This window comes from Amantichitinum ursilacus (genome assembly GCF_001294205.1).
Lineage (GTDB): Bacteria > Pseudomonadota > Gammaproteobacteria > Burkholderiales > Chitinibacteraceae > Amantichitinum > Amantichitinum ursilacus.
Genome location: NZ_LAQT01000011.1, coordinates 1 through 20291, shown reverse-complemented (window position 1 = coordinate 20291; position 20291 = coordinate 1). Strand labels below are relative to the sequence as shown.

The following is a 20291-nucleotide window of genomic DNA, read 5'->3' as shown; positions in this document are numbered from 1 at the left end:
CAAGCATTATTTGCTGAACGATCGTTCTGCGACCACAAAAACCGCTGAACGGTCGTTCACCATGGTGCAAGGCCGCATCAAGCCGTGCCGGTGCTGCCGAAGCCGCCCTCGCCGCGCGAGCTTTCTTCAAACGAATCAACCACATTCAGTTCCACCTGCACCACCGGCACCACGATCAGTTGGGCAATACGCTCCAGTGGCTGGATGGTGAAGGCCTGGCTGCCGCGGTTCCACATCGACACGAAGACCTGGCCCTGATAGTCCGAATCGATCAGCCCGACCAGATTGCCCAGCACGATGCCGTGCTTATGGCCCAGGCCCGAGCGCGGCAGAATCATCGCGGCAAGGCCCGGGTCCGCCAGGTGGATGGCCATGCCGGTGGGCACCAGCACGGTCGCGCCCGGGGCCAGCTCCAGCGGCGCGGCCAGGCAGGCGCGCAGGTCGAGGCCCGCTGCGCCGGCGGTCGCGTAAGTAGGCAGATTGTCTTTAAGGCGTTCATCCAGAATGCGGATATCGAGAGTGCTCATGGTCGGGCCCTTGGTGTTAGCGGTTTGGTTTTAATCAGTTGAATGCAGCGCCGGCCGGGCGCGCGGCGGGATGATCGGCGTCGTACAAGCGCGCCAGATGCGTGACCAGTTGGCGCGCCACATCCAGCTTGGGTGCGCGCGGCAGTTTATGTTCGCCCGCGTCGTCGAGCAGGATCAGCTCGTTGTCCTCCGCACCCATCGCGCTTTGCACCAGATTGGCGGCCAGCAATGGCAATTGCTTGCGCTTGCGCTTGGCCTGCGCGTATTCGATCAGGTTCTCGGATTCGGCGGCAAAGCCGACGCAGAACGGCGGGCGCGGACGGCATGCCACGCTGGCCAGAATGTCCGGATTGGGTGCGAGTTCCAGCGTCAGGATATGCGCGTCTTTTTTGATTTTTTGCTCGGACTGGTTCAGCACGTAGTAATCGGCCACGGCGGCCACGCTGATGAAGATGTCCTGGGTGTCAATCTCGGCGTTGACGGCGCTGAGCATGTCTTGCGCGCTTTTGACATCGATGCGACGTGATCCGGGCGGCGTGGGCAAGGCGGTTTCGCCAGCCACCAGCGTAACTTCGGCCCCGGCTTCCCATGCCGCGCGGGCAATGGCGAACCCCATCTTACCCGAGCTGGTGTTGGTGATGCCGCGCACGGCGTCGATGCGTTCGAATGTCGCGCCGGCGGTAATCAACACCTTGCGGCCCTCCAGCACGCGCGGCTGAAAAAACGCTTCCAGATGCTGCACGATGGTGTCGGGTTCCAGCATGCGGCCCAACCCCACTTCGCCGCAGGCCTGGTCGCCGCTATCGGGGCCCAGCACTTGCACGCCATCGGCCTTCAGTTGCGCCACATTGCGCAGATTGGGCGGGTTTTCCCACATCTGACGGTTCATGGCCGGGGCCACCAGCAGCGGGCAATCGCGCGCGGCCACCAGCGTGGTCAGCAAGTCATCACACAAGCCAGTCGCCACTTTGGCGATAAAATCAGCCGTGGCCGGGGCCACCAGCACCACATCGGCGCCGCGGGTGAGGTCGATGTGCGACATATTGTTATCAATGCGCGCGTCCCAGGCGTCGGTAAACACGGGTTTGCCCGATAGCGCCTGAAAGGTAACGGGCGTGACAAATTGCGTGGCCGCAGCAGTCATCACCACCTGCACTTCGTGGCCGCCCTTGATCAGCAGGCGCGTCAGCTCGGCCGCCTTGTAGGCGGCCACGCCGCCCGTCACGCCAAGCACGATCTTTCTGGGTTTCATACTGCTCCTCACTTTTACCCGAATTTGTTCTACCGCAAACCTGATGCGGGTTGGCATTGCCGGTCTGCGCGAAGTGTAACAGGCTCTGCCACTTGCTCAGACCCCCAGGAGTTTTCCGATGCATATCCTTGCCTGGCCCACGGCCGAACGCCCGCGTGAAAAGCTGTTGCAGCGCGGCGGCAGCGCATTGTCCGATGCCGAGCTGCTGGCGATCTTCCTGCGCGTGGGTGTGCCGGGCTCCAGCGCCGTGGATATCGCGCGGCAGATGCTGCAACGCTTTGGCAGCCTGAATGGCATCTTTGCCGCACCGCAGTCGGAGCTCTGCAGCATTCCCGGCATGGGCGACGCCAAATTTGCGCAACTGCAAGCGGTGCTGGAGTTGTCGCGCCGCACCTTGCGCGAGCAGATGCAGCACGGCGATGCGCTCACCCACCCCGCCGCGGTTCGGGACTATCTGCGGCTGTTGCTGCGCCAACGCAAGGTCGAGTGCTTTGTGGTGGTGATGCTGGATAACGCCATGCGCGTGACCGAGGTAGTGGAGCTGTCGCAAGGCACGCTGAAGCAGGCGCATGTATATCCGCAGGAAGTGGCGCGCCAGGCGTTGTTGCACCACGCCAGCGCCGTGATCGTGGCGCACAACCATCCTTCGGGCCGCGCCGAGCCGTCGATGGCCGATATTGCGCTGACCTCACATCTGAATCAGGCGTTAAAGATGCTGGATATCCAGTTAATCGATCACTGGATTGTGGCGGGCGAGCAGCTGGTTTCGCTGGCGGAACTGGGCGAGCTGTAACGCAGCGCCGCGCCACTCATCGCCCATCAGGCCAGATGTACCTCAAGCGCGACCGATACATGCCGATACGTGGTGATAAAAACCAGTCGGGCCGCACCCATGCGTATCAGCCAATCGCAAGTCGACATGTCGTCGGCACACAGCCAGAGCGCCAGCCAGTTTTCCAGCGCCAGTTACCATTCGGATTCGATGCTGCTGACCCGTGCGGCGCTGAATATGGAGCAGGACACACGCCATATCCAGATTTCCGAGGCCGCGCGCAAAACCGCTGAGGCCAAGGCGCTGGCGCAATCAACCCAGGATTCGACGGGTGACCCCAAGCTGGATTTGCTGAAGTCGATTCTGGAACACATTCTTGGGCACAAGATCAACTTCATCAAAGCGGGCACCGGCGACGGCAGCGGTGATGCGGCCAGCGCCACCGGCACGGCTGACGCCAGCGCAGGCGGTTCGGCCAGTTTTGCCGCCAGCGCCAGCGTCACCACCAGCGAATCGGAGTCAACGGATTTTGCTGCGCAAGGCACGGTGGTGACGGCGGACGGCCAACAGATCAATTTCTCGGCCGAGCTTTCGATGACCAGCAAGCATTCGTCCACCGTTTCGATCGGCATTAGCCAAGGTAATAACAACGCGCGGCTGCATGATCCGCTGGTAATCAACTTTAACGGCAGCGCGGCGCAACTATCGGACCAGCGCTTTGGCTTTGATCTGCTGGGCACCGGCCAGACCAACGAGGTGAACCTGTTGAAAAGCGGGTCGGGTTTTCTTGCGCTGGATGCCAATAACAACGGCAAGATCGACAACGGTAAAGAGCTGTTTGGCACACAAAGCGGCGATGGCTTTGGCGACCTGGCCAAATACGACAGCGATGGTAATGGCTGGATTGATGAAGGCGACCCGGTCTATGCAAAGCTGAAAGTCTGGCTGAAAGACGATAGCGGCCAGGACCGCACCCTGACCCTGGCCGACGCAGGGATTGGCGCGATCTATCTGGGCCACGCCACCACCGCGTTTGATCTGAAAGACAGTCAGAACGGACTGGCAGGCCGCATCCAGTCCACCGGCGTGTATCTGAACCAGAACGGCAGCGTAGGCACCATCCAGCACGTGGATCTGAGCATTTGATCAACGGCGCTAAAGCCCGGGCGATACATGCCGATACAGTGACATAACAACTGCACAAGCCCTCCCCCATGCGTATCGATCAATCCCAGCTGGCGCTGCAATCTGCCTGGAGTTACCAGTCAGCTCAGCATTTCAGCGGCACTTATCAGGCCGATGCGGCAGGCTCGCGCAGCAGCAGCTCGTCCAGCGCCACCAGCAGCGGGTCGGGCGGCAGCAGCCATGTGCAGATATCGGATCAGGGCCGCAAGGCCGCGGCCAGCGATGGCGCCAGCGCCAGCGATAGCAACAGCCAGATTGGCTCGCAGATGGATGCGTTTAAAGGGCTGATGGAACAGATGCTGGGCGTCAGCATCAGCGCAATGAGCTTTGATGGCGACGTCAACCAGAGCGAAAGCAGTGGCGCATCGGTGAATGCGGTGGCAGGCCGCAATGGCTACGCCGCGCAGGCCACCACCTTTGCCAGCAGCAGTTATCAGTTAGCGGCGCAAGGCACGCTGACTACGTCAGACGGGCGCACGTTTGCGTTTTCGGCTTCGCTCAGCCTGAGCATGTCTTTGCAGACCACGGCAGGCATCAGCAACACGTACGGCAACACTTACGATAACGGCGCGGACGCCACCGGCAGCTTGCCGCAATCTAGCGATAGCGGCGCCTGGCAAAACACCCAAGCGGCCAATAGCCAGGCCGCATCCAGCACGCCCGACTACACCAAGGCCAAAGTCACGCATAGCGACCTGGATGTACTGCGCTCGCTGCTGCAAAACGACAGCGACGCCAGCACGGCGGCGACCAGGTCGCACCATGGTCCATTTACCGCGCTGTTTGATGATCCGCTGCTGCAGCAACTGACGGTGTGGCTCAAAGGTTACAGTGGCGCCGCCAGCGTGCAATCGCCCGGTGATGCTGGCGCCAGCACCGCGACGACCGCAGCCACCGCCCCGGCGAACGCCGCCAGCGATGCACAAAAGAGCGGCACAACCGACAATGCGGTCAGCTCTAAATATCTGAAGCTGGACGACAACCAGGGCGGCGCAAAAACGGTGAATGTCTCTATATAAGGCATCACCCTCAAAAAGCCGCACCACCCTGGTGCGGCTTTTTATTGCCTGCCGCAAGTAGATGCGGCTGTTGCATACATGCCGACGCACTCGCATCCGGGAAAACCAGTATTTGACACAGCGAAACGCGGCTACTCATTATCGATCACCTTAACGGCGGCATTACGACAGTGCACGGTTCTTGCTTCATCAAACTGACGTGATGCTCTGTTCGGCATTCATATCATTCAGACGATCAAATCGCACATTCACGACCAGATAGGGGATCAAGCTTATGACTATCGCGCGTTACAGCCTTATTGCAGCAGCCATTGTCGGCCTGGCCGCCTGCGGCAAGCAGGAAACCGCCACTCCCGACGCTTCGGCGCCTGCCGCTTCTGCTCCGGCCGCGGCCGCCGCACCGGCTGGCGGCGACGCCACCACCGTCAAGATCGGTCATGCTGCCCCGCTGACCGGCAACATTGCCCACTTGGGTAAGGACAACGAAGACGGCGTGAAGCTGGCTATCGACGAAATCAACGCTGCAGGCGGCGCCGATATCGGTGGCAAGAAAGTCAAATTCGAGATGGACTCCGAAGATGACCAGGCTGATCCGAAAACTGCCAACACGGTGGCGCAGCGCTTTGTTGACGAAAAAGTCGTGGGTGTGATCGGCCACTTGAACTCGGGCACCACCATCCCCGCATCCAAGCTGTATGCCGCTGCCGGCATCCCGCAAATCAGCCCGTCCGCCACCGCCGTGGCCTACACCGCCGCTGGCCTGAAGACCGCATTCCGCGTGATGGCTAACGACGCGCAACAAGGCAAGGTGCTGGGCGAATACGCGGTTAAAAAGCTCAACGCCAAGAAGGTTGCGATCATTGATGACCGCACCGCTTACGGCCAGGGTCTGGCCGATGAATTCGAGAAAGCCGCCAAGGCCGCCGGTGGCGAAGTGGTGGGCCGCGAGTTCACCACCAACCAGGAAACCGACTTCAACGCGATCCTGACCTCCATCAAGGGCAAAAAGCCGGACCTGATTTTCTACGGCGGTATGGACGCACAAGCCGGCCCGCTGAAGAAACAAGCGCGCAAGCTGGGCATGGATGCCAAGATCATGGGCGGCGATGGCACGCAAACGCCGGAGCTGATCAAACTGGCGGGCGACGACGCGGAAGGCATGGTGTCTTCTTCGCCGGGCCAACCGAAAGACCAACTGCCGGGCGGCAAGGAATTCCTCGCCAAGTTCAAGCAGACCTTCGGCCAGGACGTGCAGCTGTACGCCCCGTATTGCTATGACGCAGTCAAGGTCATGGTTGAAGCCATGAAGAAGGCGGGCTCGACCGAGCCAGCCAAGTACCTGCCGGAACTGGCCAAGATCCATTACGACGGCGTTACTGGCCCGATCGAGTTTGACGAAAAGGGCGACATCAAGAACGGCGCGATCACGCTGTACACCGTGAAGGGTGGCAAGTGGGAAGTGCTCGAAATCGTGCAGGGCGCGGCCAAATAAGGCCATGCCTGCCCCGGAAAACGGCAGCCAGCGCGCTGCCGTTTTTATTGGTGCGGCTGTAATCATGATGCTGGCATGCCAGCAGGGCGGGTTTGCGCATGCCGGGGCAAGCGGTTGGCACTGTAAGGTCGGACGACGGCACATATCGTGCTTGGCAGAGCGGCAAGCTGGCCCACGGTTGACCATTGCTCATCGCAAATACCTGGCGCTGGATGTAAGGGAAAGCGGCAAGTTTTCGCATATTTGCGATACGGGTAAGTTCATGGCCGCAACTGTTATGGTACAAATCATCCACCACTGCACCCGTCGAGCCCCGCAACGCTGGCCACAAGCCGCTACGCAGCCAGCCCGGCGCAGGCCATCACGATCTGTTGCCTGTGTGTGACCCATCCGGGACATCACATACGGCCCCGTTTTACGCAGCCAAGTAGCAGTCCAGGGAGGACCGATTGGATATCTTTCTGCAACAAATCATCAATGGCCTGGTGATCGGCAGCATTTATGCGCTGATCGCACTGGGTTACACGATGGTGTACGGCATCATGCAGCTCATCAATTTTGCTCATGGCGAAATCGTGATGTTTGGCGCCATGGTCACCATTACCTGCATCAATGTGCTGGTGGGCAACCACATCAGCCTGCCCGGCCCGCTGATGCTGGTGGCCGGGTTGGTGATGGCCATCCCCGTTTCGATGCTGTTGGGCTTTGCGATTGAACGCATCGCATATCGCCCGTTGCGCCGCGCGCCACGCCTGGCACCGCTGATCACCGCCATTGGCGTGTCGATTGTGTTGCAACAGGTGGCATCGCTGATCTGGGGCCGCAGCTATCGCCCGTTTCCCAACATCCTGCCGCAAACCGTGCATAACTTTTTTGGCGCGGCGATTACCGATCTGCAAGTGGCCATCATCATTCTGGCCATCGTGTTGATGGGCGCGCTGTTCTTCATGATTGAACGCACCCGCCTGGGCCGCGCCATGCGCGCCACAGCGCAGAACCCGGAAGTTGCGGGGCTGATGGGCGTCAACATCAACAGCATTATCTCGATGACCTTTGTGACCGGCTCGGCGCTGGGCGCGGTAGCTGGCGTGATGGTAGCCGCCAATTACGATCAGGCGCATCCGTACATGGGCTTTCTGATTGGCCTGAAGGCGTTTACCGCAGCCGTGCTGGGCGGCATTGGCAACCTGCAGGGTGCGGTGCTGGGTGGCATTACGCTGGGCATTATCGAAAGCCTGGGCTCGGGTTATCTGGGTGACCTGACCGGGGGCTTTTTGGGCAGCAACTACAAAGACATTTTTGCCTTTCTGGTGCTGATCCTGGTGCTGGTGTTCCGCCCGTCCGGCTTGCTGGGCGAGCGCGTTGCAGAACGTGCGTAACCGGGTCTGAAAGGAATCAACATGCATTTTGCTTTTCTGAAGACGCCGCGCCAGCGCCAGATTGCGCTGTTTATCTTTGCGGCGGTGCTGCTGGTGTTGCCGTGGGGCTTGGGCGCGACGTTCAGCAGCGCCAACTCGTGGATCCGCGTGATCGACTTTGCGCTGCTCTACATCATGCTGGCGCTGGGTCTGAACATTGTGGTGGGCTTTGCCGGCTTGCTGGACCTGGGTTACATCGCGTTTTATGCGGTGGGCGCTTATATGTACGCCATTTTCAATTCGCCGCAATTGCAGGCGGTGATGCCGACGTGGCTACAACATCCGCCGTTTTTGATCATGATCGTGATCTGTGGTCTGGCCGCCTGCGTGTTCGGTATTTTGCTGGGCACGCCCACGCTGAAGCTGCGCGGCGATTATCTGGCGATCGTAACGCTGGGTTTTGGCGAGATCATCCGGATCTTTATGAACAACCTGGACCGGCCGATCAATATCACCAATGGCCCGCAAGGCATCGATAATGTGGCGCCGGTGCATTTCTTTAATTACACCTTTGCCAAGCCGATCGACTTTTTGGGTCTGCGCTTTGAGCCGGTATATCTGTACTACTACCTGATCCTGGCGTTTTGCTGCCTGATCATCTTTGTGACCAGCCGTTTGCAGTATTCGCGCATCGGCCGCGCCTGGGTGGCCATCCGCGAGGACGAAATCGCCGCCAACGCCATGGGCATCAATACGCGCAACGTCAAACTGCTGGCATTTGCGATGGGCGCTTCGTTTGGCGGCGTATCGGGCGCGTTGTTTGCCAGCTTCCAGGGGTTTGTCAGCCCGGAATCATTTGTGCTGATGGAATCGATCATGGTGCTGTGTATGGTGGTGCTGGGCGGCATGGGCAATATTGCGGGCGTGATCCTGGGCGCCATTCTGGTGTCGGTGGTGCCCGAAATTTTGCGTGACGTGATCAACCCGCTGCAGCAGGGTTTGTTCGGCCGCAAGATCATTGATCCGGAAAACCTGCGCATGCTGCTGTTCGGCCTTGCCATGATCATCATCATGCTGGTCCGCCCCGAAGGGCTGTGGCCGTCTCGCCGTCGTCGCGCTGAACTTCACCCCAGCGCCACGATTTCTGAACAGGAGAACGCCGGTCTCCAGGACGCGGAGCGTACTCATGGCTGAAGTATTACTGAGCATTGAAGGCATCCATAAACGCTTTGGCGGTCTGCACGCGTTAAACGACGTGGGCCTGACCATCAACAAGGGCGAAATCTACGGTTTGATCGGCCCCAACGGCGCGGGCAAAACCACGCTGTTTAATGTGCTGACCGGTTTGTATCAGCCGGATGAAGGCCGCTTTAGCTTTAACGGCCGCAATCTGTTCCGGCAAAAGCCCTATGTAGTGGTGGAAAGCGGTATTGCGCGCACTTTTCAGAACATCCGCCTGTTTGCCAACATGACCGCCCGGGAAAACGTGATGGTGGGCCAGCACGTGCGTACCCACGCCGGCGTGTTTGGTGCGGTGTTCCGCGGCCCGCGCACGCGCAAGGAAGAAGCCGCCATCCATGCGCGCGCTGACGAATTGCTGCGCTATGTGGGCATTGAGCGCCACGCCGATGAAGTGGCGCGCAATCTGTCGTATGGCGATCAACGCCGTCTGGAAATTGCCCGCGCTTTGGGCACCAACCCCAAGCTGTTGGCGCTGGACGAACCGGCTGCAGGCATGAACCCGAAAGAAACCGCGGCGCTGAAAACGCTGATGGAAAAAATCCGGGCGGATGGCGTGACCATTCTGCTGATCGAACACGACGTTAAATTGATGATGGGCTTGTGTGACCGCATTGCCGTGCTCGATTACGGCAAGAAAATCGCCGAGGGCAATCCCGAAGCCGTCAAAAATGATCCGCGCGTGATCGAAGCGTATCTGGGAGTCGCACCCGAATGAGCAGCTTGTTACAAGTAAAAAACCTGCAGGTGGCCTACGGCGGCATCCATGCAGTTAAAGGCATTGATCTGGATATCCAGCAAGGCGAGCTGGTGGCATTGATTGGCGCGAACGGCGCAGGCAAGACCACCACGCTGAAAACACTGGTGGGCATGATCAAGCCCGCGGGCGGTGAAATCCTGTACCAGGGCCAGCCGACGGCCAAACTGCCCTCTTACGCTTATGTGTCGCAAGGCCTGGCGATGGTGCCGGAAGGCCGCGGCATTTTTTCGCGGCTGACCGTGGAAGAAAACCTGCAGATGGGCGCGTATACCCGCAACGACAAAGCGGGTATCCCGCAAGATCTGGAGCGGATCTACCATTTGTTTCCGCGGCTGAAAGAACGGCAGAAGCAGCTGGCGGGCACCTTGTCGGGTGGCGAACAGCAAATGGTGGCAATGGGCCGGGCCATGATGAGCCGACCCAAACTGCTGTTGCTGGACGAGCCCTCGATGGGCCTGGCGCCCATCATCGTGCAGAAGATTTTTGAAATCATCCGCATGATTGCCGCGGAAGGCGTAACCATGTTGCTGGTGGAACAGAACGCCAAGCTGGCGTTACAGACGGCAAACCGTGGCTATGTGATGGAATCGGGCAAGATTACCCTGGCCGATACCGCCGCCAACCTGCTGGCCAACGAGCGCATTCAGCACGCTTATCTGGGCGACTGATCCCGCAGACTGTTAGTATGCACTGGCCCGGAATGCTAATCTGCGCTCCGGGCCTACTCAAGGCCGCTTTGATAGCGGCCTTTTTCTTTGCGCGCAGGGAATGCTGGATGCTTAAAACGTCTTATCTGTTAAAGAATGCGATCGGCCGTCTGGTGCTGCCGCCCGGCATCAATTTGCTGCTGATTGCCTGCGCGGTGCTGATCTGGCGGCGTTATCCGCGGCTGGCGCGTTGGTTGACGGGCGTCAACGTGACGTTGCTGCTGGTGCTGAGTCTGCCGTGGGTGAGCATTGCGCTGCGCCAGACTATTGAGCCGCCGCCGCTGGATATGCACGCGCTGGCGCAAGCCGATGCGATTGTCGGCCTGGGCGGTGGCACTCGCTTTGGCGCACTCGAAACCATCGATGGCCGTGATGTCGGCGAGGTTACCCTGCAGCGCGTGCGTTATACCGCCACGTTGGCACGCCGCAGTGGCTTACCGGTGGCGTTTACCGGTGGCGCGGCGTTTGGCGAGAAGATGGCCGAGGCTGAACTGATGGCGCGTAGCTATCACGATGATTTTGGTTTGACGGCGCGCTGGGTGGAAAACGCGGCTTTTGACACCGGCGACAACGCAAAACTGACCGCCGCAAAACTGCTGCCGCAGCATCGCAGGATTATTCTGGTGTCCAGCGCCTGGCATCTGCCGCGTGCGGTGCCATTGTTTGAGCGTGCCGGCTTTGTCGTCACGCCCGCGCCGACGGGCTACATCAGCACTCCCCCGTTCTCGTTATTGCAACTGGTGCCGGACGTGAGCGCGCTGGCCGACTCATTCTGGACCTTGCACGAGGGACTGGGCATCGTGTGGTATCAATGGGGACCGGGCGGGCGCTAAGCGTTGGGCCGTGTTTGCCGCGCTAGTCCGCAGGCATAAAAAAACGCCATGCAATTGCATGGCGTTTTTCTTTTGCGGACCGGCAACAATTATTGCACGGTTGCTTTGGCACGCAGATCGTCAACCAGCTTCTGCACGCGTTGGCGTTGCATTTGCTGTTCGATCTCGCCCTTCACTTCTTCAAAGCTCGGGCCCTTGGCATCACGTACGTCGTCCAGCTTGATGATGTGGTAGCCAAATTGGGTCTTGACCGGGGTCTCGGTCATCTTGCCTTTTTGCAGCTTGGTCAGCGCGGACGAGAATTCCGGAACGAAGTTGTTCGGATCAGCCCAGCCCAGATCGCCACCGTTGGCAGCCGAACCCTTGTCCAGCGACTTGGCTTTGGCGATGTCGTCAAACTTTTTGCCTTTCTTCAGATCGGCAATGATCGCGTTGGCTTCAGCTTCGGTCTTCACGAGGATGTGGCGAGCGTGGTATTCCTTGCCCGACTGGCTGGCTTTAACGCGGTCGTACTCTTTTTGCTCATCGGCAGCAGCAATCGGGTTAGCCTTAACCCAGTTGTTGATGTAGGTGCCGATCACGATCTGTTGCTTGGCGGCTTCAAGTTGGGCCTGAACGTCAGCCGACTTGTCGGTGCCTTTCTTGACCGCGTCTTGATAGATCACTTCATTGTTGATCAGCTGCTGCTTGATACGATCGCGCAGTTCCGGGCTGTCTTTCTGACCGCGTTCCGCCAGCTGCTTGACGATCATGTCCATCTTGCTTTGCGGGATGGCTACACCGTTAACGGTAGCAACCGGACCATCGGCGAACGCCGACACGGAAATAAGACCACCGATCAGCGCGAACGCGATTTTCTTGGTAGAACGCATTACAGATTCCTTGTTCGTTGTCGTGCTTGTATTTACGTTTTATTTTGACTGTGGACTGGTTGGATATAGCCGCTAATCAAAACTCTTCGGGCGCCAGCGCCTTGATGCTGAGCGCGTGGATGCGCGTCGGTATCAAGTCAGCCAGCAGTTCATACACTTTGCGATGACGCGCCAGTTTACTTAAACCGGCAAATGCCGCCGCCACAATAATCACATCGAAATGCCCGCCGCCACCAGAACCTGCGTGGCCGGCATGAGCCGCGCTGTCATCGTGCAACTCGAGCGATTCGGCTTCAAGTGGCGCCAGACGGGCGCGGATTTCGTTTTCAAGCGTGCCGATCATACCAGAGCCTATGGCAGCACATGTTTGAACGGTTTGACCGTCACGGCGGTGTACACGCCCGTGCGTCGGTACGGATCGGCTTCGGCCCAGGCCGTCGCCGCTTGCAGGTCTTCAAACTCCGCCACGATCAGGCTACCGGTAAAACCAGCCGCGCCCGGATCAGCCGCATCGACCGCCGGAAACGGCCCGGCCAGCACCAGCCGTCCTGCTTCGTTGAGCGCCTGCAAGCGCGCGATATGCTCGGGCCGCACGGCAAGCCGGTCAGCCAGGCTATCTGGTTTGTCTTCACCCACTATGGCGTACAAAGCCATCTGTTTTACTCCGGATCGACTGACGAATGGCCGGCTTTGACCGGCTCTTCAACAAGGTAACGGCTAAGCACCAGGCCTTGCGCGACGACAAACACCAACGTCAGCACCAGCGTGCCAAATACTTTGAAGTTAACCCAGGCTTCCTGGCTGAACGTCTCGAACACCCAGATATTGAGCGCGCCCATGGCGGCGAAGAACACCACCCAGGCCATGTTGAGGTTGGTCCAGATCGGCTCGGGAAGTTCCATGTTCTGGCCCATCATCGACTTCATCAGGTTACGACCCTGAAACGTCTTGGCGCCAAACAGGATGATGGCAAACAGCCAGTACAGCGCTGTCGGCTTCCATTTGATGAAGGTGTCGCTATGAAAATACAAGGTCGCACCACCAAAAACCGCCACCAGCGCAAAGCTGAGCAGCAGCATCGGTTCAACTTTACGCCATTTGATCAGCGCCCAGATCACCTGCACGGTGCTGGCCACAATGGCGACGGCGGTCGCGATATAGATAGGGATGTTTTTGACGTCTTCGGGCGACGTGATATTGAGGGTGTGTGCCACCCAGGTACAAAGCGGCGCTGCAATTGCTAATTTGGCGCCATAGTAAGCGCCAAAGAACAACAAGATCGGGAACAGATCGAAGAAAACCTTCATGGTCAATAACGCTCCGGTGGTTGGCGCATTATCCATTTGACGTGCCATGCTGACAAGGTTCATCAGGACGAAAAAAAACGCCGTGACGAGCACGGCGCTAAATTCCACTGGAGATACACGAAGCATCAGCTTGCGAAACAAATGATGCCTGGATCTCGACAGCGGGATATTGATCAAGATCAACAACGCCACAGGCTGTGAAAATTTTTATGGCATTGCGAAAGGGAAGAGGTGGCGAGCCCGACCCCCGGCACTGGCATCAAAGGCTGTGGCTGCTTCCTTCCGGACCTGACCAGGTTCACCTCTTAGCCATGCGGGGAGACCCGCCATAGAGAAGCGCGACTATAGCATCGTTATTTGAGAATTGCATCAGAAACGACGCGCTTCGCCCGCAATATCGCGCAGGAACAGTTCGCGCCGAGCCGCCAATGACAAGGCCTGACCCGCAATCCAGTACAACTTGGCGACGGCCGCTTCGGGCGTCATGTCGCCCGCGTCGAGCACGCCCGCATCCAGCAGCGCCTGGCTGGCGGCGTACTGGCCCATATGCACGCGGCCGCGCCAGCATTGCGTGCAATTGACCACCAGCGTGGTCGCCGCCAACTGCCGTAGCGCGGTGGTGAGTGCCGGATGCGACGGCACATTGCCGCTACCGAGCGTCTCCAGCACTACCCCGTCAAACGGGCCATGCGCTAATTGTTCGGCGATCCATTCGGTGGCAAAACCGGGCGTGACGGTTAATCGCACGATGCGCGCAGTCGCGTTGACGGGTTGATAACCGTTGAAGGGCCCAACTGATGACGCTGCGGGCAACGCCCAGCCTTGGCCAAACGCCAAGGCAATCGGCGCTTGATTGGGGCTGGCAAAGGCGGCATCGGCTTCGCAATCCGCTTTGCGTACCCGATTAGCCTGCAGCAATTGACCATCAAAGATCACGCCCACGCCGCTAAAACTGCCCGACTGCGCCAGTAATAATGCGGCTTCCACATTGCGTGGCGCATCGCTGTTATCGGCTTCCCACGCGTGCTGTGCACCCGTCACCAGTACCGCTTTATCAATGCCTGCCAACATAAAAGACAGCGCCGACGCCGTATAAGCCAGCGTATCGGTGCCATGCAGCACCACAAACGCATCCGCCTGATCAAGCCGATCACTGATATCCTGCCCGATCCGGTTCCAGTCATGCGGCGTCATCTCGCTTGAATCCAGCAAAGGCTGGTATTCAATGACCTCGACGTCTGGATAACGCGCGCGCAACTGTTCGGTCAGAAAGCCCGGTGCGGGCGCCAGGCCATGGGGGCCAACGCGCATGCCCAGCGTGCCGCCGGTGTAAAGTACGCAAATGTGCACAGCAATACCTCGAAATAGCGCCAGCCGCTACAATCTAGCCCTGTAACTCCGTGACGCACTAAAGAAACTGATGACTATCGTCGACAACCGCAAAGCATTTCACGATTACTTTATTGAAGACCGCCTTGAAGCCGGTATCGCGCTTGAGGGCTGGGAAGTCAAATCGATTCGTGCCGGCCGTGCCGCCCTTAAAGAATCTTATGTGACGTTCATGCACGGCGATTTCTACCTGATCGGCGCGCATATTTCGCCGCTGCCTACGGCTTCGACGCACATCAAGCCCGATCCCACCCGCAGCCGCAAATTATTGATGAAGCGTAGCGAAATCAATAAATGGTCGGACAAGGTAGATCGCTCGGGCTATACCGTGGCAGCGCTGAACATGCATTTTCAGCATGGCTATATCAAGCTGGAAATTGGCCTTGCCAAGGGCAAGAAGCAGCACGACAAGCGCGAGGCCACCAAAGAACGCGAATGGGTGCGCGAGAAAGCGAGGCTGGTGCGGAGCAATAATCGCTCGGGCGACTGATACTCGACACGGCTGAATGAACAGACGCGCTGGCTGGTGGGCCCTGCCCGGCCAGCGTGTTATCCGTTCAATTCAATCGCGATGACGCGCCCCATCAAACCGGATAGATAAAGATAGATGGATATCAGTCCGCGCGATCCTGGCCGGTTTCGTCGCGGCCAGTAATGCGGCGCTCGCTGCCGCTCAGCAAGCCGCGAATATTCTTGTGATGGCGTGCGATCAGCAGGACCGAGATCACCGTCACCGCATACAGGCTGGCGCGGTCGGGCATAAAATACCAGGCCAGCAGCGGCGCAATCAACGCGGCGACCAGTGCCGCCAGCGACGAAATCTTCAGTCCCTTGGCGATAATCAGCCACACCAGCAATACAATCACGCCCACGCGCCAGTCCAGCCCCAGCAACACGCCCAGCGCCGTCGCCACGCCCTTCCCACCGGCAAAGCGGAAAAAGATCGGCCACATATGCCCCAGCGTCACCGCCAGCGCCGCGGCTGGCACCAAAGCCGGGTCCAGTTGCCACGCATTAACCAGCACGCGCGCCAGCAATACCGCGACCAGGCCTTTAATGGCGTCGCCCAGCAGGGTCAGCGCGGCAGCCTTGCGATTGCCGCTACGCAATACATTGGTGGCGCCAGGGTTGCCCGAGCCGTATGACCGTGGATCAGCGAGGCCCATGCCGCGCGACACGATCACGGCAAAAGACAACGAACCGATCAGATACGCGGCCACGACGACAATAAACGACTGCATGTTGGATGAATTCCACTACAATAACGGGCTTCGATTGTAAGCGATTCGTCGCCTGCCCCGTCAAACAAGCTGCGTCAGATACAACATGGATCATATTTTCTTGCGCGAAGTCCGCGCCAATACACTGATCGGCTGGTATGACTGGGAGCGCACCGCGCTACAGCCGGTGGTGCTTGACCTGCAGATCGGCCTGCCCTCGCGCACGGCCAGCGCCTCTGATGATCTGATCGACACCATCGATTACGACAAAGTGGTGCAACGCCTGCGCGCCAGCCTGCTGGAACAACAGTTCTTGTTGCTCGAAGCACTGGCCGAGCATATCGCACGTCTGTTACTCACCGAGTTCAAAGCGCCTTGGGTGAGCGTCGCCGTGACCAAACCCGGCATTCTGCAAGATGTCGGTCAGGTGGGCGTGCATATAGAACGCAGCCAATCCGCCGTCTAACCCCTTCCTCCCTCCTGCTGTACCGATTTAGCAACCTCAATCTGAACCCGCGGGCCACATCAAGGTCTGAAACTGCACGTCCACGCCGCGCCAAAATTCGTAAGATTAATCCGAACGCAACCTGACAACTGTACAAGTGGCTCAACGCAGCCCGTTTTGGCGTCAAGCCGCGTGAACGCTGGCATACAGCGCGGTATGTCGCTGGACTAGCACGAAGCGGGCGGCTGTAGAACGGGCATCGGGCGGCTGATCCAGACCGTCTGTAGCGCCAATGCGCCCCAAAAGCCGTTTTGGGTTATACAGAAAAAAGTGCGTGCGTCACCCTATAGAAACTGGCCATTTAAGCCCCCACTAATGTACGATCCAGCTTGCTGAAAAACGCAAACTGACAACCGCTTGACCATGGACTTTCATTAATGCTGAATCGATTGACCGGATCGCGCCTGTTTTTTGTGACGCTTATCCTGGCCCTTACCCTGAGTTCGCAAGCCGAGGCGGCGCGACTGGGGGGCGGCCGTTCTGCGGGTATGCAGCGCGGCCAGATCAGCCGGCAAGCACCCCCCCCGCCCCGCCAGCCAGCCCCTCAAACGCCACCGGCCCAACGCGGCGGTGTAGGCGTCGGTACCGCTCTGGCGGGCGCCGCTGTGGGCGCTGCCGCAGGTTATGCGCTCGCGCGCAACAGTAACAATCATGCATCGGGCACAGCGGAAGGCAGCAGTGGTGTGCCGTGGGGCTGGCTGTTGTTGCTGGCGGCGCTGACCTTTGCCGGCTTTATGTTCTTGCGCCGTCGCGAGCGCCCTATCGTTAATGCTTATCCTGAAACCCGGCCAGTGCCGGGCTGGAACGACCCGACCAAGGTCAACACGCAAGGCCAGAAGGTTTATCGCATCGGCGAAAACGCCATGAACAATGGTCAGCCCGCACCGCAGAAGCTGCCCGAAGGCACCGATACCGCCGCGTTCTTGCGCCATGCAAAAGCCAGCTTTCAACATTTGCAGGCGCTAAATAGCCCGGAACAGCTGGAAGAACTACGTAAATACCTCACACCGGAACTTTTCACAGCCCTGCATGACGAAATCGACGCCAATCGCGATATCGCAGATTTCCCTTCACTGGATATCGACTTGCTGGATGTCTCCGAACAGCCAGGTCAGATCGTCGCCAGCGTACGGTTCAAGGGGCTGGTCAGCGAACGGGTGAATGCGCCCGTCGTGCCATTTGAAGAAATCTGGCATTTCACCAAGCAACCCGCGCCTGGCGCGCGCTGGTTACTGGCAGGCATCGAGCAACCCGCATAAGCAAGGGGCGCTTTGGCGCCTTTTGTTTTGCCGCTTGCGCGATGTCCTCGCAGTGATGGTAAAAGCGTTCTAAAGTAGTTACGGTTCAACCCGATATAACGTAAACCAGATAACCGAGGTTGAATGATGTCGCGATGTGTACTGATAAGCCTGACCATGGCGTTGGCGGCGTTGGGTATGACCGGGTGCGACCAGGTCAATACGCTGCTCAACAAACAACAAGCCAATGGGAAGGCGATCGGCGCAGCGTGCCGCGAAAGCGGGCGCGGTCTGGAGGATTGTTACAAGCGCAACGGGCGAGTCGCCAAGGCGGATATCTTTGGCGGCTGGCGTGAAATGAACGAGTACATGATCTCCAAGAAAATGGAAATCGTGCCTCCGCCTCCTGATAACTGCGGTCCGGGCAACGCGCATGACGATGCCACTGAGACACCGAAAAGCGATGCATCAGCAGCCTCAGCCGCTGCGAAAGCACATGACGGTTGAGTTCCAGGAGACGTTTGATAAATGGATACAACCTTGAAGAATTTCTTGAGCAACATACCCGCCTTCGAGGATTTCTCGGAAGAGGATCTGGAGGTCGTCCTGCAGGCTGCGGTCAAGCGCCACCTGCCCAAGGGCACTTTCCTGTTCCGCGAAGGCGACCCGGGCGAAGCGATGTACCTGCTGGTCGAAGGCCGAACGCGCTCGTTTACCAGCGACAATCAGGGCAAGGAATTTGTCTTTCTGATCGGCGAACCCGGTGATGTGTTTGGCGAAGTGTCGATGATCGACGATTCGCCGCGCAGCTGGTCAGCGCAAGTGGAAGAAGACTCCACCTTCCTGATGTTTACCAAGCAGGATTTCCGCACCGCCATGGATGCGTATCCGCAGCTTAAAGACAAGCTGATCCTCAATCTGGCGCGTATGGTGCGCAATCTGTCCGCCACCATGAAAAACCTGGCGCTGCTGGATGTGTATGGTCGCGTGCGCGCGCTGTTTGAAGGCTTGCCGCAAGAAGAGCAAGAAGGCGGCGTGGTGATGATCACCGAGCCGCTGACCCAACAAGCCATTGCGGACCGCGTTGGTTCTTCGCGCGAAATGATCGCGCGCATTCTCAAAGAACTGGTGTTCGGCGGCTATGTGCGGCTGGAAAACAAACGCATCATCCTGCTGCAGAAAATGCCGGAGCGCTTCTAAGCCGCTGCGCCTGCATGCCAGAACCCACGGCCCGCCCTGCGCTGCAGCGGCGGGCCGTTTTGTATGCAGACCGTCCACCCATTGCCAGAAGCACGCGCGATTGCCGCTATAATCACGCGCTGTTCTCACCCGAATACAAAAGCTGCGCCATGTCCGTTCTGCCCGTTTCCCCTGCCCATATCGATCTTGCCGTTGCCGCCCTGCGCGATGGTCAATTGATCGGCATGCCCACCGAAACCGTGTATGGCCTGGCCGCAGATGCCGACAATCCCGCTGCCGTGCGTGCGATTTTTGCATTGAAGGGTCGTCCGGCCGATCACCCGGTGATCGTGCATATCGCTGGCGCGCAGCAACTGGACCAGTGGGCGCAAGAAATCCCCGATGCGGCCTGGCGACTGGCTGAGGCATTCTGGCCTGGCCCGCTCACCTTGATTTTGCCGCGCCAGCCGCATGTGCCCGATGCCGTCACGGGCGGACAAGACACCGTGGGTTTGCGCGCGCCCTCGCACCCGGCCGCCCAAGCACTACTGCAACAATTTGGCGGCGGTCTGGCGGCGCCCTCGGCCAATCGTTTTGGCCACGTCAGCCCCACCACTGCGCAACATGTGCACGACGAATTCGGTGACGCATTGCCGATTGTGCTGGATGGCGGCGCGTGTGACGTCGGCGTCGAATCTACCATCGTCGGCCTCGCCGCAGGCGCCCCCACGCTGCTGCGCCCGGGTGGCATCAGCCGCGAAGCGATCCAGGATTTGCTGGGCTTGCAGTTGCAGCATCACAAGAAAGCCGACACCGCCAAAGTGCGCGTCTCCGGCTTGCTGGATTCGCACTATTCGCCGCGCACGCCGCTGATTACCGGCGCGCCTGAACGCGTCAACGATCAAGCCCGGCTGGCGTTTGAGCGGGGCGAACGCGTCGCGCTGATTACCTGCGGCCCGGCCGCGCCCACCCGCGGCATTGATCAGGCCGCGCTGGCTGCGGAACCAGCCGAATATGCGCGCCAGATTTACGACACATTGCGCCAACTTGATCGCGGCCACTATCAGGCGATTTATCTGCAATTGCCCCCCGCCACGCCTGCCTGGCTGGCGGTGCACGACCGGCTGCATCGCGCTGCGCATACCCGCCTCGGCTAAGCTTGCCGCACGCAGACAACGTCTGCGATTCCTCTCTCAAAAAGATGCTAATTGCGAGAAAAACGCCGACATCTGGCCGCGCAGGCGGCATGCGATGCGCATTTCATCAATTCGCCATTTTCAACGCGGAAAAACCGGTTAATATACGCGCCTTTCACGGACGTCCCAGACCGGTATAGAACCGGCGGCAAGCCTTGTCCTGCAACGTTTTAACGCCTGCCAGGTCAGAGCCCCAAGCCGCCGTCCACCGCCATGCGGAGGATGGGTCTTGTGCCTACAC

At 59.2% G+C, this 20291-nt stretch carries 23 protein-coding genes and 1 other RNA gene; 15 read left to right on the top strand and 9 right to left on the bottom strand.

The annotated features are described in order from the left end of the window. Positions 1-77: 77 nt before the first annotated feature. A complete protein-coding gene (gene dut, locus WG78_RS14750; protein WP_053938613.1) occupies positions 78-527 on the bottom strand; it encodes a dUTP diphosphatase in 450 nt (149 codons plus the stop codon). A gap of 34 nt (positions 528-561) precedes the next feature. Further along, positions 562-1779 carry a bifunctional phosphopantothenoylcysteine decarboxylase/phosphopantothenate--cysteine ligase CoaBC gene (coaBC, locus tag WG78_RS14745; protein WP_053938612.1) on the bottom strand — a complete coding sequence of 406 codons (1218 nt, stop codon included), beginning with the start codon at positions 1777-1779 and terminating at the stop codon, positions 562-564. Between the two features lie 118 nt (positions 1780-1897). Between coaBC and radC the strand changes: the two genes are divergently transcribed. The 9 genes from radC to WG78_RS14700 all read left to right on the top strand — a co-directional run bounded on the left by radC (position 1898) and on the right by WG78_RS14700 (position 11144). Next, the gene (gene radC / locus WG78_RS14740; RefSeq protein WP_053938611.1) at positions 1898-2572 is read left to right on the top strand and encodes a RadC family protein; all 675 of its coding nucleotides are present in this window, start codon (positions 1898-1900) and stop codon (positions 2570-2572) included. A 99-nt stretch (positions 2573-2671) separates the two neighbouring features. Further along, positions 2672-3697, top strand: coding sequence for an SPM autocatalytic domain-containing protein (locus WG78_RS14735; RefSeq protein WP_053938610.1), 1026 nt, complete (start codon positions 2672-2674; stop codon positions 3695-3697). 68 nt (positions 3698-3765) lie between these two features. After that, positions 3766-4755 carry a hypothetical protein gene (locus WG78_RS14730; RefSeq protein WP_053938609.1) on the top strand — a complete coding sequence of 330 codons (990 nt, stop codon included), beginning with the start codon at positions 3766-3768 and terminating at the stop codon, positions 4753-4755. Positions 4756-5029: 274 nt separating this feature from the next. Then, a complete protein-coding gene (locus tag WG78_RS14725) occupies positions 5030-6247 on the top strand; it encodes a branched-chain amino acid ABC transporter substrate-binding protein (RefSeq protein ID WP_053938608.1) in 1218 nt (405 codons plus the stop codon). Positions 6248-6696: 449 nt separating this feature from the next. Beyond that, the gene (locus tag WG78_RS14720; protein ID WP_053938607.1) at positions 6697-7626 is read left to right on the top strand and encodes a branched-chain amino acid ABC transporter permease; all 930 of its coding nucleotides are present in this window, start codon (positions 6697-6699) and stop codon (positions 7624-7626) included. Between the two features lie 21 nt (positions 7627-7647). After that, positions 7648-8799, top strand: coding sequence for an ABC transporter permease subunit (locus WG78_RS14715; protein ID WP_053938606.1), 1152 nt, complete (start codon positions 7648-7650; stop codon positions 8797-8799). Then, positions 8792-9562 carry an ABC transporter ATP-binding protein gene (locus WG78_RS14710; RefSeq protein WP_053938605.1) on the top strand — a complete coding sequence of 257 codons (771 nt, stop codon included), beginning with the start codon at positions 8792-8794 and terminating at the stop codon, positions 9560-9562. The genes WG78_RS14715 and WG78_RS14710 overlap by 8 nt, the downstream gene beginning before the upstream one ends. Beyond that, the gene (locus WG78_RS14705) at positions 9559-10272 is read left to right on the top strand and encodes an ABC transporter ATP-binding protein (protein WP_053938604.1); all 714 of its coding nucleotides are present in this window, start codon (positions 9559-9561) and stop codon (positions 10270-10272) included. Before WG78_RS14710 ends, WG78_RS14705 begins: the two co-directional genes overlap by 4 nt. A gap of 107 nt (positions 10273-10379) precedes the next feature. Continuing rightward, a complete protein-coding gene (locus tag WG78_RS14700; protein ID WP_053938603.1) occupies positions 10380-11144 on the top strand; it encodes a YdcF family protein in 765 nt (254 codons plus the stop codon). Positions 11145-11233: 89 nt separating this feature from the next. Here WG78_RS14700 and WG78_RS14695 read toward each other — a convergent pair whose 3' ends face one another. The 6 genes from WG78_RS14695 to WG78_RS14675 form a co-directional block, all read right to left on the bottom strand. Next, positions 11234-12016, bottom strand: a complete 783-nt coding sequence (locus tag WG78_RS14695) for a peptidylprolyl isomerase (protein WP_053938602.1) — start codon at positions 12014-12016, stop codon at positions 11234-11236. A 76-nt stretch (positions 12017-12092) separates the two neighbouring features. Then, a complete protein-coding gene (locus tag WG78_RS14690; protein ID WP_053938601.1) occupies positions 12093-12359 on the bottom strand; it encodes a BolA family protein in 267 nt (88 codons plus the stop codon). 8 nt (positions 12360-12367) lie between these two features. Continuing rightward, positions 12368-12670, bottom strand: coding sequence for a YciI family protein (locus WG78_RS14685; RefSeq protein ID WP_053938600.1), 303 nt, complete (start codon positions 12668-12670; stop codon positions 12368-12370). Between the two features lie 5 nt (positions 12671-12675). After that, on the bottom strand, positions 12676-13323 hold the full coding sequence (locus WG78_RS14680; RefSeq protein WP_053938624.1) for a septation protein A: 648 nt from the start codon (positions 13321-13323) through the stop codon (positions 12676-12678). A gap of 230 nt (positions 13324-13553) precedes the next feature. Further along, positions 13554-13651, bottom strand: an RNA gene (ffs, locus tag WG78_RS22200) — signal recognition particle sRNA small type. 41 nt (positions 13652-13692) lie between these two features. After that, positions 13693-14673, bottom strand: coding sequence for an asparaginase (locus tag WG78_RS14675; protein ID WP_053938599.1), 981 nt, complete (start codon positions 14671-14673; stop codon positions 13693-13695). Between the two features lie 70 nt (positions 14674-14743). On the opposite strand from WG78_RS14675, the gene smpB reads away from it, so the two are divergent. Continuing rightward, positions 14744-15202, top strand: coding sequence for an SsrA-binding protein SmpB (smpB, locus tag WG78_RS14670; protein WP_053938598.1), 459 nt, complete (start codon positions 14744-14746; stop codon positions 15200-15202). A gap of 124 nt (positions 15203-15326) precedes the next feature. On the opposite strand, the gene plsY is transcribed toward smpB, so the two are convergent. Continuing rightward, positions 15327-15953, bottom strand: coding sequence for a glycerol-3-phosphate 1-O-acyltransferase PlsY (gene plsY, locus WG78_RS14665; protein ID WP_053938597.1), 627 nt, complete (start codon positions 15951-15953; stop codon positions 15327-15329). A gap of 85 nt (positions 15954-16038) precedes the next feature. Between plsY and WG78_RS14660 the strand changes: the two genes are divergently transcribed. The 5 genes from WG78_RS14660 (at position 16039) to WG78_RS14640 (ending at position 20011) form a co-directional block, all read left to right on the top strand. Next, positions 16039-16398 (top strand): dihydroneopterin aldolase, encoded by a 360-nt coding sequence (locus WG78_RS14660; protein ID WP_053938596.1) that lies wholly within the window; start codon positions 16039-16041, stop codon positions 16396-16398. A gap of 416 nt (positions 16399-16814) precedes the next feature. Next, on the top strand, positions 16815-17696 hold the full coding sequence (locus WG78_RS14655) for a Tim44 domain-containing protein (protein WP_053938595.1): 882 nt from the start codon (positions 16815-16817) through the stop codon (positions 17694-17696). Between the two features lie 123 nt (positions 17697-17819). After that, on the top strand, positions 17820-18182 hold the full coding sequence (locus WG78_RS14650; RefSeq protein ID WP_152969223.1) for a hypothetical protein: 363 nt from the start codon (positions 17820-17822) through the stop codon (positions 18180-18182). A gap of 21 nt (positions 18183-18203) precedes the next feature. After that, positions 18204-18875 carry a Crp/Fnr family transcriptional regulator gene (locus WG78_RS14645; RefSeq protein ID WP_053938593.1) on the top strand — a complete coding sequence of 224 codons (672 nt, stop codon included), beginning with the start codon at positions 18204-18206 and terminating at the stop codon, positions 18873-18875. A gap of 149 nt (positions 18876-19024) precedes the next feature. Continuing rightward, positions 19025-20011, top strand: a complete 987-nt coding sequence (locus WG78_RS14640) for an L-threonylcarbamoyladenylate synthase (protein ID WP_053938623.1) — start codon at positions 19025-19027, stop codon at positions 20009-20011. The last annotated feature ends 280 nt before the right edge of the window (positions 20012-20291 follow it).

Excerpts from the sequence above, each read along its gene's own strand:
- dut (WP_053938613.1), bottom strand. The coding sequence starts at position 527 with ATGAGCACTCTCGATATCCGCATTCTGGATGAACGCCTTAAAGACAAT.
- coaBC (WP_053938612.1), bottom strand. The coding sequence starts at position 1,779 with ATGAAACCCAGAAAGATCGTGCTTGGCGTGACGGGCGGCGTGGCCGCC.
- radC (WP_053938611.1), top strand. The coding sequence starts at position 1,898 with ATGCATATCCTTGCCTGGCCCACGGCCGAACGCCCGCGTGAAAAGCTG.
- WG78_RS14735 (WP_053938610.1), top strand. The coding sequence starts at position 2,672 with ATGCGTATCAGCCAATCGCAAGTCGACATGTCGTCGGCACACAGCCAG.
- WG78_RS14730 (WP_053938609.1), top strand. The coding sequence starts at position 3,766 with ATGCGTATCGATCAATCCCAGCTGGCGCTGCAATCTGCCTGGAGTTAC.
- WG78_RS14725 (WP_053938608.1), top strand. The coding sequence starts at position 5,030 with ATGACTATCGCGCGTTACAGCCTTATTGCAGCAGCCATTGTCGGCCTG.
- WG78_RS14715 (WP_053938606.1), top strand. The coding sequence starts at position 7,648 with ATGCATTTTGCTTTTCTGAAGACGCCGCGCCAGCGCCAGATTGCGCTG.
- WG78_RS14710 (WP_053938605.1), top strand. The coding sequence starts at position 8,792 with ATGGCTGAAGTATTACTGAGCATTGAAGGCATCCATAAACGCTTTGGC.
- WG78_RS14705 (WP_053938604.1), top strand. The coding sequence starts at position 9,559 with ATGAGCAGCTTGTTACAAGTAAAAAACCTGCAGGTGGCCTACGGCGGC.
- WG78_RS14700 (WP_053938603.1), top strand. The coding sequence starts at position 10,380 with ATGCTTAAAACGTCTTATCTGTTAAAGAATGCGATCGGCCGTCTGGTG.
- WG78_RS14695 (WP_053938602.1), bottom strand. The coding sequence starts at position 12,016 with ATGCGTTCTACCAAGAAAATCGCGTTCGCGCTGATCGGTGGTCTTATT.
- WG78_RS14690 (WP_053938601.1), bottom strand. The coding sequence starts at position 12,359 with ATGATCGGCACGCTTGAAAACGAAATCCGCGCCCGTCTGGCGCCACTT.
- WG78_RS14685 (WP_053938600.1), bottom strand. The coding sequence starts at position 12,670 with ATGGCTTTGTACGCCATAGTGGGTGAAGACAAACCAGATAGCCTGGCT.
- WG78_RS14680 (WP_053938624.1), bottom strand. The coding sequence starts at position 13,323 with ATGAAGGTTTTCTTCGATCTGTTCCCGATCTTGTTGTTCTTTGGCGCT.
- smpB (WP_053938598.1), top strand. The coding sequence starts at position 14,744 with ATGACTATCGTCGACAACCGCAAAGCATTTCACGATTACTTTATTGAA.
- plsY (WP_053938597.1), bottom strand. The coding sequence starts at position 15,953 with ATGCAGTCGTTTATTGTCGTCGTGGCCGCGTATCTGATCGGTTCGTTG.
- WG78_RS14660 (WP_053938596.1), top strand. The coding sequence starts at position 16,039 with ATGGATCATATTTTCTTGCGCGAAGTCCGCGCCAATACACTGATCGGC.
- WG78_RS14655 (WP_053938595.1), top strand. The coding sequence starts at position 16,815 with ATGCTGAATCGATTGACCGGATCGCGCCTGTTTTTTGTGACGCTTATC.
- WG78_RS14650 (WP_152969223.1), top strand. The coding sequence starts at position 17,820 with ATGATGTCGCGATGTGTACTGATAAGCCTGACCATGGCGTTGGCGGCG.
- WG78_RS14645 (WP_053938593.1), top strand. The coding sequence starts at position 18,204 with ATGGATACAACCTTGAAGAATTTCTTGAGCAACATACCCGCCTTCGAG.
- WG78_RS14640 (WP_053938623.1), top strand. The coding sequence starts at position 19,025 with ATGTCCGTTCTGCCCGTTTCCCCTGCCCATATCGATCTTGCCGTTGCC.